Consider the following 13,308-nt stretch of genomic DNA (forward strand, 5'->3'; position numbering starts at 1 on the left):
AACCGGGGACGGCTCCCGACTTCCTCCAGGAGCCATGGCTCATTGATAGACCCGCCCGCCTTCATCACACTTACAGCGCCTTTATCTACACCTGCAATCCACCGACATGTCGGGCATGGCCGCCCCCGTATGGGGCCATGCCCGACAGCCACAGCATTGCGGGCACGACTCAACAGCCGATTGACGTGCGATCAACGGCTCGGCGAACTGGCAACCCTCTACCTACTGAGTAAGCAGGCGAGGATCTATCATTTGGCCATAAAACTTCCCATCGGGCGGAGATTCAAGAAATGGCTGTTCAGGGCAGCGGAGACGGATTGCGGTTCGCCGTACTCGGTCCTGTCCAGGCCTGGCGTGACGGATCCGAACTCGACCTGGGCACCCCACTGCAACGTTCCATCCTGGCGATGCTCCTGCTGAGGGAGGGGCGGGCGGTGACGCCGACCGAGATGATCGACGCGATCTGGGGGGACGACGCCCCACCTCGCGCGCTCGGCGCCCTGCGCACCTACGTCTCCCGGCTGCGCGCGGTGCTGGAGCCGGGCAGGTCCCCGCGCACCCGCCCCGAGCTGCTCACCTCCGTCGGCAGGGGGTACGCGCTGCGGCTGAACGGAATCGCCTTTGACCTGGCTCTCTTCGAGAGCGGTATCTCCGAGGCCGAGGTCGCGCGCCGCGCGGGTGACCTGGCGAGAGCCGCGGAGAGCCTGCGCGCGAGCCTGGCGCTGTGCACCGGCGAGCCACTGGCCGGAGCTGTCGGCCCCTATGCCGAGCACCAGCGCGACCGGCTCGCCGAGCGCCGGATGAACGTGCTGGAAGTCCTGATGGACCTGGACCTGGAGCTGGGCAGGCACGCCGACGCCCTGTCCGAGCTGATCGCACTGACCGCCGACCACCCGCTGCGCGAGCGGCTCCGCGCCCAGCTGATGCTGGCCTACTACCGCTGCGGGCGCAGGGCGGAGGCGCTGTCGGCCTTCGCCGACACCCGTGCCACGTTGATCGAGGAGCTGGGCATCGAGCCCGGCCCCGACCTGACGAGCATGCACCAGCGCATTCTCACCGATGACCCGGCCCTCGCACGCGCCCCTGTCGACCGGCGGGCGCGGCCCGCGCCCGCCGAGGCCGCACAGCCGGCCGCCCCGGCCCAGAGCCGGCAGCCGGAGCCGGAGGCGACGAGAACATCGGGAACGCGGGGAACACCGGCGGCCCCGGAACTGCCGCGCCCCGCGCAACTTCCCGCCGCCGTGAACGACTTCACCGGGCGCCGTCAGATCATCGCGCGGCTGCGCACGCTGCTGTCGGCCCAGGAGGGCTCCGAGGGCGTGCCTGTGGCGGCCATCTCCGGCATCGGCGGCGTGGGCAAGACGGCTCTGGCAGTGCACGTCGCCCATGCCATGCACGACCTGTTTCCCGACGGCCAGCTCTACGCCGACCTGCGCGGGTACGGCGTGGAGCCGACCGCGCCCGAGTCCGTACTGGCCGCGTTCCTGCGTGGACTGGGCCTGCCCGCCGACGCCATCCCCGACGGCCTGGCCGAGCGGTCGGCGCTGTTCCGCTCGCTCCTGGCCGACCGGCGGATGCTCGTGCTGCTGGACAACGCCCGCGATGCCGCGCAAGTGAGCCAGTTGCTCCCCGGCTCGGCCGGATGCGCGGCGATCGTGACCAGCCGCGGCAAGCTCGCCGACCTGGCCGCGGCCCGGCTGATCGACCTGGACGTCATGGAGCCGGAGGAGGCCCTCGCGCTGTTCGGCACCGTCGCCGGCGCCGAGAGGGTGGAAGCGGAACGCGCCGCCGCCATGGACGTGGTCGCCGCCTGCGGTTTCCTGCCGCTCGCGGTGCGAATCGTGGCGGCGCGCCTGGCCTCCCGGCCGTCCTGGACCGTCGCCTCCCTGGTTTCCCGGCTGGCCGACGAGCGCCGCCGCCTGGACGAGATGCGCGTGGGAGACCTCGCGGTGGAGGCGACCTTCGCCCTCGGGTACGGCCAGCTCAGCCCGGCTCAGGCCCGCGCGTTCCGGCTGCTCTCCCTGCCCGGTGGCCCGGACATCTCGATCGGGGCCGCTTCCGGGCTGCTCGCGCTGGAGGCGATGGACACCGAGGACGTCCTGGAGTCCCTGGTGGACGCCAGCCTGCTGGAGGCCCCGGCCCCTGGCCGCTACCGCTTCCACGACCTGCTCAAACTCTTCGCCCGCCGTGTCGCGGAACGGGCCGAGAGCCCGGCTGCGGGGAATGGCGGTCAGGACGGCGGAGAGCGACGCGGGTCCGGAGTGAGCGTGGCCATCGGCGGGGAGGGCGAGGAGGCGCTGCGCCGGCTGCTCGACTTCTACCTGGCGTCCGCGTGCTCGGCGCACCGCCTCGCCTACGAGGGCAGCACGATCGCCGACCAGCTGGGGGTCGCCGGGACCGGCCACGCCTTCGCCTCCGCCGACGAGGCTGTGGCCTGGCTGTCGGTGGAGGCGGAGTCGCTGTTCGCGTCGATCGCCCAGGTGGCCCGCGCGAACGAGGCCGGGGCACTGCTGCCGGGAGCCGACCTGCTGCTCGCCATGGAGCCGCTGCTGGAGTCGGGGAGTCACGGCCGCGAATTCGAGGGCCGGACGCGGGAGATGCTGGCCGTGGCGCGACGGCTCGGCGCTGTCTCCAGCGAGCTGCGCTGCCGCTACGTGCTCGGCCGGGTGCTGTTCGGCACCAACCGGCTGGCCGAGGCCGAGGAGGAGTTCCGTACCTCCTTGGAGCTGTCGGCCGGGGGCGAGCGCATCGTTGTCGGCGAGGTGCTGAACGCGCTGGCCGTCGTGGCCGGGCGCCGGCGCCGCCATGTGGAGGCCCTGGCCTGGTTCGGCTCGGCGCGCGAGGCGTTCAGGGAGGTCGGGGCGCGGGGCGGGGAGGCGCTGACACTCAGCTACTCCGCCCGCGACCACCTGTTCCTGGAGCAGCCGCAGGAGGCGATCGCCGCCGCCGAGCAGGGTCTGGCCCTGTTCATCGAGATGGGCTCCAGCGCCGGCACCGCCAGGGCCCGCTACCACCTGGGGATGATCCTGTCGCGGGTCGGCCGGCTGAACGAGGCGGTCCACCACCACGCCGAGTGCCTCGCCTTCTTCCGGGCCAGCAGGCAGCGGGTCTGGGAGCAGCGGGTCTGTGCCCGGCTGGCCGAGACCTTCATCCACGCGGGCCGCTTCACGGACGCGACCCGTCACGCGGAGCAGGCGCTTACCGTGAGCCGGGAGATCAGCCACCCGTACGGTGAGGCGCAGGCTCTGTGGATGCTAGGCAAGGCGCTCAACGGCCTCGGTAGCACCGGCCGCGGTCGCGACTGCCTCGAACGCGCCCACGACCTGTTCACCAGGCTCGGGGCACCCGAGGCCGAGGATCTGCGCCTTCTGCTGGAGCGCGACCAGGTCGACAGCTGACCCAAGATCATCATAAAGATCATCGTCAAGTCGCGTCATCCAAACATGGTTGATCACTGGCATACCCCTCGAAGTCGGTCCGCGTCCCGGAGTGAGCGTGGAGGCCCGGCCGGCCACCTGGCCCCGGGCGACGCGTAGGGGGCCCGGTCATCCGGTACGTCACCCGCGGGCCGGCCGCCTCACTGTGGCGGCCGGCCGGGCTTTGCACGGACCCTTCACCCCCCGGGTCCGTGCCCCACGACCAGAGCTTCCTCCGCGAGGTTTGCCATCCGATTGACGGACAATAGCGGCGACATCCACAGCCTGTGGATAATCACCCTGTGGATATGTGGAAAAACCCCTCGGCAATCAGCGGACGGAGCATGGCGGGGGCCTTGGAACACAGGTCATCGGGATCCTCCCCGGTGAGTTCCGCTATCGCGGCGAGCAGCGGGGCCAGTGGATAGTCACCGTCGCAGACCCCCGCGAGGGCGGCTTCCACGGTCCCGACCCGCGCGCTGCGGCGCAGTCTCCCGGTCTGCCTCAGCACGATCCGCGCCGGGTCCTCGGCGCCGGGCGGCCCGATCCGCTCCTCCAGCACCCCCTCGACGACCGCCAGCCTGGCGCCCAGCAGCTGGGCGTCGGTCAGCCGATGCGCCGTGGTGATCGCGCCGAGCACCTCGTCCACATATCCGCCGACCGGCAACTCCACCGGCAGGCCGTACTCCTCCACCCGCACGACCGGGTCAAGGCTCCCGGAGTCGTTCAGCGTGATCCAGCCGAAACCGATCCCGGTGACGTTCTCGGACTCGAACCAGCCGAGCCAGTCGTCGTAGAGCTCGCGGTAGCGCGGGGTGCCCTGCTCGGCCGCGTCCCTCAGCCACAACTCGACGTACTCGGCGGGATCCTGCACGTCGCGCTGGACCGCCCAGCCGTCGCAGCCGGTCCCGGTGAGCCAGCCGCCCACCCGGTCACGCCAGTCCTCGCCGCCGACGTGCAGCCAGTTGGCCAGCAGGTGGCAGGTGCCGCCGGGGGCAAGGTGGCCCGGCACCCGCTGTACGAGATCGCGGCAGAAGTCGTCGGCGGACAAGCCCGACTCCCGGTAGGTGAACCGTCCGGCAGGGGAGATCACGAACGGCGGGTTGGAGACGACCAGGTCGAAGCGTTCGCCCTCGACGGGACCGAACATGGACCCCTGCCGCGCCTCGACCCCGGTGATCCCGGACAGCGCCCAGCTCAACCGGGCCAGCTCCAGCGCGCGCGGGTTGACGTCGGTGGCCGTGATCTTCTCGGCGTGGCCGTTCAGATGGAGAACCTGGACCCCGCACCCGGTACCGAGGTCCAGAGCACGCTCGACCGGGCGATGTGCGGCCAGCTGGGCGAGATTCGCCGAGGCCCCGCCCGCGCCGACGACGTGGTCCGGGCGCAGGGCGGGGTCACCCGGCCTGACCTTGCGGTCGGAGACCAGGTAACCACCGGTCTCCCAGGGCTGAAGGTGGACCGTGGAGGTGACCCGGCCGTCCTTGACGGTCACCAGGCCTGCGGCGGCCAACTCCTCCACCGCCAGGCCCGCCGGTGCCCCTCTCGCCTCCACGGGGATGCCGAGCCACCACAGCCGGATCAGGATGCCGAGCGGGTCACCCTGGCCGGTGGCGCGCAGGGCGGGCACCGTCTCCTCGCGAGAGAGCGCGGTGGCGGCGACGTCACCGAGTCGCTCGCGGACGCCGTCGATGGTGTAGCCGGTGTCGAGCAGAAGCTCTCTGAGCCGGTCCAGCAGATCGTTCACCGGGTAATCCTCGCACCGGGCACGTCCGGCCGCCCCGGGTGATGAGACCGTTACGCACCGGGGTAAGCATTCTGCAAGCGGACCTCAACCGGGAGGCGGTACCTCTTGGTAGCTGCACCATCTGCTCCAAAGGATCCATGATGCTGATTCCCTGCTTCGCCTGCGAGTCCCGTTTTAACCCTGATGAGTATTTTCGCGCCTGCCACGACTACTGCCGAGGCAAGGATCTGGTCGCCTGGACCTGCCCGCGATGCGGCAATCAGGATGAGTTGCGAGTCTTCCCCGGAGAGCTGGGGTTCGGCTACGCCAGGCGCGGCAGGTTCGACGTCTCCGACCGGGTGCGCGTGCCCGGCCTGCGGCGCAGGCGTCAGGACCTGCGACTGGACATCTCGCTGGACGAGGACGTCTGGCGGGTGTCGACGCGGATGCGCCAGCTGGCGGGCACGCACTGAACCCGCTCCGGCCGGGGAGGACCCCGCTCCGACCGGGGAGGACCGGTGACGGCGGTCAGGAGCCCTGCTGCCGCAGGCTCTGCCAGGCCGCCTCGCAGAGGCCGCCGATCTCGTCGGAGGTGGGCTGGTGCGCCCCGGCGAACCACAGGCGGCACATCTCGTTGGCCGGTCCGAGCCAGAGCACGTAGCACATCGTCGGGTGGACGGGCTGGAGCAGCCCGTTCTTCATGTGCGGGCGCCACCAGTCGGAGACCTTCCTGAAGAACGCCCTGCGCGACTCCGACACCTCGGTGCCGCCCGGCTCCTCGCGCCTGGGCGGCCGCTCACTGATCAGCAGGTGGGCGCGCTCGCGATGCTCGCCGCACCAGGACATGTGCAACGCGACGATGGCCTCGATGCCCTCCCGCGCCCCCTCGTGGCGGTTGAGTTCGGCGAGGAACGCGTCCTGGTACATGCGCAGGGTCTCGGCGTACAGGACGCCGAAGACATGGTCCTTGCTGGCGAAGTGGTGGTAGAAGCTGCCGACGCTGACGCCGCTCTCCTCACGGAGGCTGGCCAGCGTGGTGGCCGAGACACCGTCTTGGCTGAATCGTCGTAGGGCGCCCTCGACGATCCTGGTACGGCCGTCGCGTCCGTTCTTGGCGGTCTTCACGACTCCAATGGTGGGGCACCAGAACCTTGTTCCGCAAACTGTTCGGGAAACAGCTTGCACCACGCCGATCTTACCGCCTTGATTGTGATACCGCACCACCGCCCCGGACGCTCCGCCCGCAGGGGAGCGACCCCTCTCGCGTCCCTCCGAGGAAGCGACGGACCCGCTCCTCGTCATCCGGCCGCGCGGGCCGGACCTCGACGGCGTCCCCGGGCGTGAGGTCCCCGGGCCGAGAGAGGTCACCCCGCTTCCCGGCCCCGGCATACGCCTCAGCCCTCCGACTCCCGCGTCTCCAGCCCCCGCAGGCAGTGCCGGAGGCTGAGCACCGAGATCAGTGCCGCACCGCCGAGCAGCACCGCGACCGCCGAGGTGCGCACGAGGAGGTAGGTCTCCAGAGTCTGGCTGAGCAGCAGCCACAGGCTCAGCGCCGCGTTCAGCAGTTGCGCGCACCCCCACAGCACCGACTGCGACACGAAGAAGCGGCGCATCCTCGGATGCTCCGTCACCTGGTCGGGCAGCGGCACGAGATCGGCCACCACCCGCCGGATCAGCGGCCTCCGCAACGGCGCGGTGAGCAGGAAACCCATGCTCACGCAGAACACCCCGAGGCAGGGCTGCAGGAAGAACACAATGGGGTTGCCCGTCGCCACGGTCAGCACCACCCTGACGGTGATCGTGCCCGCCGCCAGCATGAGCGTGCCGGGTGCCTCGCTACGCCTGACCAGTCGCCAGGCGACCCCGCCGTAGACCCAGAGCGCCGCCACCGCCAGCGCGACGTGCGAGTTGGTGAAGATCAGCGCGACGTAGAAGACGAGAACGGGAAGCATCATGCTCTCGAACACCCTGGGGGCGGCGTGCCGCAGCAGAGCACCGAGAGGGGGAAGTGCGATCGGAGCCGTGGGAGCGGGCGTGAGCACAGTCATCAGGAGCGGGCTCCGAAGGTGATGGAACGTCCCAGGGGATATTTCAGCCGACCATATGCGATATCCGGAGTGTCCTATGGACTTTTCCATGACATCCGACGGACGAGCGGTTCCGGGCACCTTACTACGCTCCAAGGCACCCTCCGCCACTCCCAAAAGCGCACTCGGAGGACGGGGCGGCGCTCCCGGTGCCTACTCTTGAGAGCGTGTACCGGTTTCTGCTGACTCCCCGATGGGTGGCTCTCCACGTGGTGGTGCTGCTGGTCATCCCCGCTTTCGTGCTGCTGGGCCAGTGGCAGTTCGGGCGTTTCACGGAAAGATCCACCAGCAGCGACCAGATCACGCGCAACCTCGCCACCGCCCCCGTCGCCGTGGAACAGCTGACCTCGCCCGGCGGCACCGTCTCCGTGCAGGACAAATACCGCCCCGTCACGGTCGGCGGCAGGTACGACACGGGTGCCCAGCTCCTGGTCAGACGCCGCACCCAGAACAAGACGGTCGGCTTCTACGTGCTGACCCCGCTGATCTCGCCGAACGGCACCGGCATGCTGGTGAACCGGGGCTGGGTCAAGGCGGGCGCCACGGCGGACGCCCTCCCCGAGGTCCCCGCGCCGCCCTCAGGTGAGGTGACTGTCACCGGCAGGTTACGGCCCACCGAGACCGAGGAGACCTCGGGCATCCGGGACCGGGCGGGCCTGCCCACGGGCCAGGTCCTGCTGATCAACACCGAGGCGATCGGCAGCCGCCTGCCGTACAGGCTTCTCGGCGGGTACGTCGAGTTGACCAAGCAGTCGCCCGCGGCCACCGCCGCGCCGGAACCCGTCCCCGCGCCGGACGTCGGCGGGGGAGGCGGGCTCAACCTGGCGTACGGCGTGCAGTGGTGGCTGTTCATCGGGATCGCGATCGGCGGCTGGGCACTGCTGATCCGCAGGGAGGCGGCCGACCTCAAGGCCGCGGCCACGGCCGCGCCGACCACGACCGGCGGCCCGGAGCCCGACGACCCCGCCGAACTCCCGGACGGCCCCGAGCGGACCGCGCCGGCAGGACGTGCCGGGGCCTGACCGGGAGAACCCTCAGGAACACCGGCACCCGGCACCCGGCGAAGGAGACCTCTAGGCGGCCGGGCCCGCCAGGAGCGTCTCCGGGCCGATCTCGCGCCAGATCAGCGGGCCCTGGACCCAATGGTCAGGCGTTGACCATCGCCATGCCGAAAAGAACCGCCACCGCGATCGCGAACCCTCGCGTGCCGTCGATTCTGGCCGGTGCGGGCAGCACCTCGTACGGTCCGCGCCACAGGGGACGGGGCTCCAGCAGGACGTAGAGCAACGAACCACCGGTGAGGAACATCCAGAACCATGCCCAGCGGCTGGCGTAGCGGGGGTTCGGCCGGGTCAGCATGAACAACCAGGCCAGCACCTCCGCCGCCACCGCCACCGGCCCGAAGGGTTCCCACCAGCGCCCGTAGGCGGACGAGCCCACCAGGCCGCCGAAGCCCTCGGTGCGCACGATCTCCACACCGGGGTCGGCCGCGGCGCGTACCTGGGCCAGGAAGGCCCCCTGGCTGCGCTCCAGGGCCTCGGGAACCAGCCGGGTGGTCTCGGGGTCCCAGACGTCGTCGGGTTGGTCGAAGCGGGCCTGGCTCCAGGAGAGCGGCCCGTGCGACCACGTCAGCGTGCCGTAGGCGGGCCAGTTGCGATCGTAGACGACCTTGGTCACCCCGCCCGCCCGCAGGTCCGAGATGAGCTCCGACGCCGGCCGCAGGGGTGGCGCCTGGTTGAGGTGGACGACCACCGTGGAGAGCGCGAGCACGAACAGCAGTGCCAGACGCACGCCGTACGGTATGTCGCCCCGTGCCGGAACCACCACTCGCATCTCTGCCCCCGTCACACGAGACCCACCGCCAGACAGGCTAGCCGGTGGCCCCGTAGGACGCCTGTAAGAGACGTCTTGGGAGACAGAGATACCAACCGGAGACCTTGTAGCTTGAACAGTGTGATTCCAGCGTCATACGGTTGACCGTGTGACTACGCCGCTGCTCCCCGACCCCGAGCCCAGGCGGCGGGACTATGTGATCATCTCAGCCGACGACCACCTGATCGAGCCGCCCGACATGTTCGACGGCCGGCTGCCGGAGAAATACACCGACCTGGCTCCCAAGGTGGTCGAGACCGACTCAGGTCACCAGGTCTGGCGCTACGGCGGCGCCACCTACCCTTGCGCCGCGCTCGACGTGGGCGCCGGTCTGCCTCGCGAGCAGTGGACGCTCGACCCGGTGCGGTTCGAACACATGCGTCCCGGCTGCCACGACATCGAGGCCCGGATCGAGGACATGGACCGTGCCGGTGTCTGGGCCGCGCTCTGCTTCCCCGGCATGCTGGCCGTGCAGTCGGGCATGGTCTTCGCCAAGACCCGCGACCAGGAGCTCGGCCTGGCGATCCTGCGCGCGTGGAACGACTGGCACGTGGACGTCTGGGCGGGCACCTATCCGGAGCGGATCATCGCCCTGCAACTGCCCTGGCTGACCGACCCCGAGATCGCCGCCAAGGAGATCCGCGACAACGCGGCGCGCGGTTTCAAGGCGGTCCTCTTCCCCGAGTTCCCCACCCGGCTGCGCCTGCCGTCCATCCACAGCGACCACTGGGACCCGTTCTTCCAGGCCTGTGAGGAGACGGGCACTGTCGTCTGCCTGAACGCCGGCGCCGGCTCCTGGGCCCCCGTCCCCTCGCCGGACACCCCGATCGAGGCGATCACCACGCTGATGCCGACGAGCGCCATGTTCGCCTGTGCCGACTGGCTCTGGTCGGGCATCCCGTTGCGCTTCCCCGCGCTACGGATCCTCATCGTCGAGGGGGGCGTGGGCTGGCTGCCGATGCTCGCCGAGCGAGCCGACTACGCGCTTGACCACCCGGTCGCCGGCGAGGCGTCCTGGGAGGGGGGCCTGAAGCCCAGCGAGGTCCTGCGTAGAAACTTCTTCTTCGGCACGCTCAACGATCATGCCCTGTCCGGGGTGCGGCTCGCCGTCGGGCTGGAGCACGTACTGCTGGAGAGCGGCTACCCCCACTCCGACTCCACCTGGCCCGACACCCAGCAGGCCATCGCGACGAACCTCGGCAACCTGCCGCCCGCCGACATCGCCCGGGTGGCCTACGGCAACGCCGCCCGCCTGTTCGGCCACCCGCTGCCCTCTCGCGCCTGGCTCAGGATGGAACAGCTCTGACCTGCTCGCGCTCCCAGTCGACGTAGCGCCCGCCCTCGCCGAGCAGGGAGCTCATCAGCCACAGGAAGAGGCCGAAGTCGTCGGCCACCCCGATGAGAACCAGGAAGTCGGGGATGACGTCGATCGGCGAGATGATGTAGAGCACGCCAAGGCCCATCATGGCCAGCTTGCCCTTGCTCATACCGGGATACCGCCCCCGCATGACCGCGCCGATCATCTTGGGGAGGGCACGCAGGCGAGCGCCGAGACCGGGCGTTCCCGGCTTCGACACACTTCTGTACGTCCGCCACGCCTGTGCCGCACGCGCCGCCTTCGCCATGGGGAATCCTCCTCGCAAAGCAGGTTCGCCTGCTGGCGTATTACCCTACCTTTTCACGATATAACGCGTGATTTTCCGGTGAGGTTCCCGGACACCGCCACCGCCGAAACGATCACGAGCCTCTCCCGGCCACCTGTCGACGGACACCCCCGCGGCTCCAGCCGGCACGCTAGTACATCGCCAGGTGCTGGAAGGGCCGCTCCTCCTCGATCCGGGCGGCCACCCGGATGAGCAGGTCCTCCCGCCCCGCCGCGGCGACCAGCTGCACCCCCACCGGCAGACCGTCCGCGGTGCGGTGCAGCGGCAGGGAGATCGCGGGCTGCCCGGTGGCGTTGATCGGCGAGGTGAACGCCACCGCCTGGTTGGTCAGGCCCCGCGAGAGGCTGACGTCGTCCGCGGGCAGTCGGCCGAGGCGGAAGGGCGCCACCCCCAGGGACGGCATGAGCAGCAGGTCGTGGGACTCCCACCAGGCGGCCATCCGCCGCCGGAACCCGTCGATCCAGTCGCGCGAGGCCACATAGCCGACCGCGCCGAGCTCGCGACCCGCCGCGCCCAGGATCCGGTTGCGCGTCTCCAGCTCGTCCAGCTCCACCGGTCTGCCACGCCAGCGCCCGATGTCCTCCAGGTCGGCGGCCACGTGGGCGGCGACGACCGTGCCGAAGTGCGCGGCGAAGCCGTCCTCGGCGAGCGCGGGCGGTCCCCCCGGCTCGACGTCGTGCCCCAGCGCCTCCAACAGCCCGGCGGCCCCGGTCACCGCGGCCACCAGGTCCTCCTGCGCCGGGAAGGTCCCGTCCGGGTGTTCGGCGAGGAAACCGATCCGCAGCCGCCCGGGGTCGGCTCCGACCTCCTCGGCGAGCGGGCGCCGCCAGGCGGGCGCGCCGTACGGATCGCCCGGCATCGCCCCCGCGATCACGTCGAGGGTCGCCGCGCTGTCCCTGACCGTACGGCAGAGCAGGCCCGCGGCCGAGAAGCCCGCCCAGGGCTCGCCCGCCGACGGCCCCGAGCTGACCCGGCCCCTGCCCGGCTTCAACCCGACCAGCCCGCACATACTGGCCGGGATCCGGATCGATCCGCCGCCGTCGCTGGCCGTGGCCACCGCGACCATGCCCGCCGCCACCGCCGCCGCGGACCCTCCACTCGACCCGCCACTGCTGTAGCGGAGGTCGTACGGATTGCGGGTCGGGCCGAAGGCCACCGGCTCGGTGGTGATCGCGGTGCCGAACTCCGGGGTGTTGGTCCGGCCCAGGATCGTGAACCCGGCCCGGCGCAGCTTGGCCACCGCGTAGCCGTCGCGCTCCGCCGAGATCCCGTCAAGGGTGCGCGATCCCGCGCGGTACGGCTCGCCGGCCATGCCCCATCCCAGGTCCTTCAGCAGCGTCGGCACCCCCGCGAAGGGAGCGTCGACCTCGACCTTGTCCGCCTCCTCCAACGCCCGCTCGAACCTGCGGTGGACCACCGCGTTGATCGCGCCGTCACACGCCTCGATCCGCGCGATCGCCGCCTCGGCGAGCTCCCTCGGTGAGACCTCTCCCTTCCACACGGCCTGCGCCTGTCCGAGTGCGTCCAACTTCAGCAGGTCGTGCAAGAGTCACTCCTCGACGGGGGCCAGATCTCGTACGGCCTGCGTGATCGGGACCTCGCCCCCGGGGATGAGTGCGAGGACCGGGGTGTTCAGACCGTTGCGCACATACTCCCTGATCCTGGCCCGGCACGTGGCGGCGTCGCCGTGCACGATGAGCGCGTCCACCACCTCGTCGGAGATGGCCTTGAGCGCCGCCTGCCGGTCACCGGCCGCCCAGGCCTCGTGCATCGGCCGCAGTGTCTCCCCGCGCCCCAGCCAGTCGTGGAAGGCCGCGTAGACCGGGACCGTCAGGTAACTCGCGAGCATCCAGCGTCCGAGCTCGCGCACCTTCTCCGCGTCCTCGCTGACGCACACGAACAGCCGGGCGATCAGTTCGGTCTCCTGGCCGACCTCGGCCCTGACCTTCAGCACGTCCTGCGGCGAGAGCCAGTTGGTGATCGCGCCGTCGGCCTCGTCGGCGGCCAGGTGCAGCATGCGGGGGCGGAGCGCGGCGAGTACGATCTTCGGCGGGATCTTGGGGGCGCGCTCCAGCTTGAAACCCTTGACCTCGAACGTCTCGTACCGTTCGGTGACCTTCTCGCCCGCGAGGGCCTTGCGCAGGAAACGCAGGGTGTCTCTGGTCCTGGCGAAGGGTTTGACGAACTCCCCGGCGTTCCAGCGCTCCACGATGGCCGGGGAGGAGGCCCCGATGCCCAGGACGAAGCGTCCGGGGGCGAGGTCGGCGAGCGTCGCGGCGGACATGGCGAGCAGGCCGGGACCTCTGGTGGAGACCGGGACGATCGCGCTGCCGATTCGCACCCCCGGCGCCCATTCCGCGGCCATCGCCAGGGGCACGAAGCCGTCGACGCCGTTGATCTCGGCGGACCAGGCATCGGTGTAGCCGAGTCCGGGGAGCTCGGCGATCAGATCCTTGGAATCGGCCAGTGAGCGGTCGTTGAAGGGAATCGTCATACCCCAGCGTGGGCCCGTAGCCATCGTGCCGCCTCCGTGTCAGTGGTCG

11 protein-coding genes are annotated in these 13,308 nt (G+C 70.7%); 4 read left to right on the forward strand and 7 right to left on the reverse strand.

The annotated features are described in order from the left end of the window. Positions 1–290: 290 nt before the first annotated feature. Positions 291–3,398 carry an AfsR/SARP family transcriptional regulator gene (locus tag OG884_RS16035; RefSeq protein ID WP_326646157.1) on the forward strand — a complete coding sequence of 1,036 codons (3,108 nt, stop codon included), beginning with the start codon at positions 291–293 and terminating at the stop codon, positions 3,396–3,398. A gap of 313 nt (positions 3,399–3,711) precedes the next feature. On the opposite strand, the gene OG884_RS16040 is transcribed toward OG884_RS16035, so the two are convergent. Further along, positions 3,712–5,163: a DUF7059 domain-containing protein gene (locus OG884_RS16040; RefSeq protein WP_326646158.1), complete on the reverse strand. Its 1,452-nt coding sequence runs from the start codon at positions 5,161–5,163 to the stop codon at positions 3,712–3,714. Positions 5,164–5,300: 137 nt separating this feature from the next. Between OG884_RS16040 and OG884_RS16045 the strand changes: the two genes are divergently transcribed. Then, entirely contained in the window at positions 5,301–5,615 is a 315-nt protein-coding gene (locus OG884_RS16045; RefSeq protein WP_326646159.1) for a hypothetical protein, read from the forward strand. Between the two features lie 55 nt (positions 5,616–5,670). On the opposite strand, the gene OG884_RS16050 is transcribed toward OG884_RS16045, so the two are convergent. Both OG884_RS16050 and OG884_RS16055 read right to left on the reverse strand, forming a co-directional pair. After that, positions 5,671–6,267 (reverse strand): TetR/AcrR family transcriptional regulator, encoded by a 597-nt coding sequence (locus OG884_RS16050; protein WP_326646160.1) that lies wholly within the window; start codon positions 6,265–6,267, stop codon positions 5,671–5,673. 269 nt (positions 6,268–6,536) lie between these two features. After that, a complete protein-coding gene (locus tag OG884_RS16055) occupies positions 6,537–7,190 on the reverse strand; it encodes a VC0807 family protein (protein ID WP_326646161.1) in 654 nt (217 codons plus the stop codon). Positions 7,191–7,396: 206 nt separating this feature from the next. Here OG884_RS16055 and OG884_RS16060 point away from each other — a divergent pair, with 206 nt between their 5' ends. After that, positions 7,397–8,251 (forward strand): SURF1 family cytochrome oxidase biogenesis protein, encoded by an 855-nt coding sequence (locus OG884_RS16060; RefSeq protein WP_326646162.1) that lies wholly within the window; start codon positions 7,397–7,399, stop codon positions 8,249–8,251. Between the two features lie 124 nt (positions 8,252–8,375). Here OG884_RS16060 and OG884_RS16065 read toward each other — a convergent pair whose 3' ends face one another. Continuing rightward, entirely contained in the window at positions 8,376–9,020 is a 645-nt protein-coding gene (locus OG884_RS16065) for a hypothetical protein (RefSeq protein ID WP_326646163.1), read from the reverse strand. A 190-nt stretch (positions 9,021–9,210) separates the two neighbouring features. Between OG884_RS16065 and OG884_RS16070 the strand changes: the two genes are divergently transcribed. Continuing rightward, on the forward strand, positions 9,211–10,407 hold the full coding sequence (locus OG884_RS16070) for an amidohydrolase family protein (RefSeq protein ID WP_326646164.1): 1,197 nt from the start codon (positions 9,211–9,213) through the stop codon (positions 10,405–10,407). Here the strand turns inward: OG884_RS16070 and OG884_RS16075 are convergent. The 3 genes from OG884_RS16075 to OG884_RS16085 form a co-directional block, all read right to left on the reverse strand. Next, entirely contained in the window at positions 10,388–10,726 is a 339-nt protein-coding gene (locus OG884_RS16075; RefSeq protein ID WP_326646165.1) for a YkvA family protein, read from the reverse strand. The two genes, OG884_RS16070 and OG884_RS16075, sit on opposite strands and share 20 nt — an antisense overlap. Before the next feature lie 169 nt (positions 10,727–10,895). Continuing rightward, a complete protein-coding gene (locus OG884_RS16080; protein ID WP_326646166.1) occupies positions 10,896–12,311 on the reverse strand; it encodes an amidase in 1,416 nt (471 codons plus the stop codon). Between the two features lie 3 nt (positions 12,312–12,314). Next, complete coding sequence (locus OG884_RS16085; RefSeq protein ID WP_326646167.1) at positions 12,315–13,283, reverse strand: LLM class F420-dependent oxidoreductase; 969 nt, start codon at positions 13,281–13,283, stop codon at positions 12,315–12,317. Between the last annotated feature and the right edge of the window lie 25 nt (positions 13,284–13,308).

Origin of the sequence: Streptosporangium sp. NBC_01755 (assembly GCF_035917995.1) — a bacterium.
GTDB lineage: Bacteria > Actinomycetota > Actinomycetes > Streptosporangiales > Streptosporangiaceae > Streptosporangium.

Coding starts and splice junctions, on each gene's coding strand:
- OG884_RS16035 (WP_326646157.1), top strand. CDS start 291: ATGGCTGTTCAGGGCAGCGGAGACGGATTGCGGTTCGCCGTACTCGGT.
- OG884_RS16045 (WP_326646159.1), top strand. CDS start 5,301: ATGATGCTGATTCCCTGCTTCGCCTGCGAGTCCCGTTTTAACCCTGAT.
- OG884_RS16055 (WP_326646161.1), bottom strand. CDS start 7,190: ATGACTGTGCTCACGCCCGCTCCCACGGCTCCGATCGCACTTCCCCCT.
- OG884_RS16075 (WP_326646165.1), bottom strand. CDS start 10,726: ATGGCGAAGGCGGCGCGTGCGGCACAGGCGTGGCGGACGTACAGAAGT.
- OG884_RS16085 (WP_326646167.1), bottom strand. CDS start 13,283: ATGGCTACGGGCCCACGCTGGGGTATGACGATTCCCTTCAACGACCGC.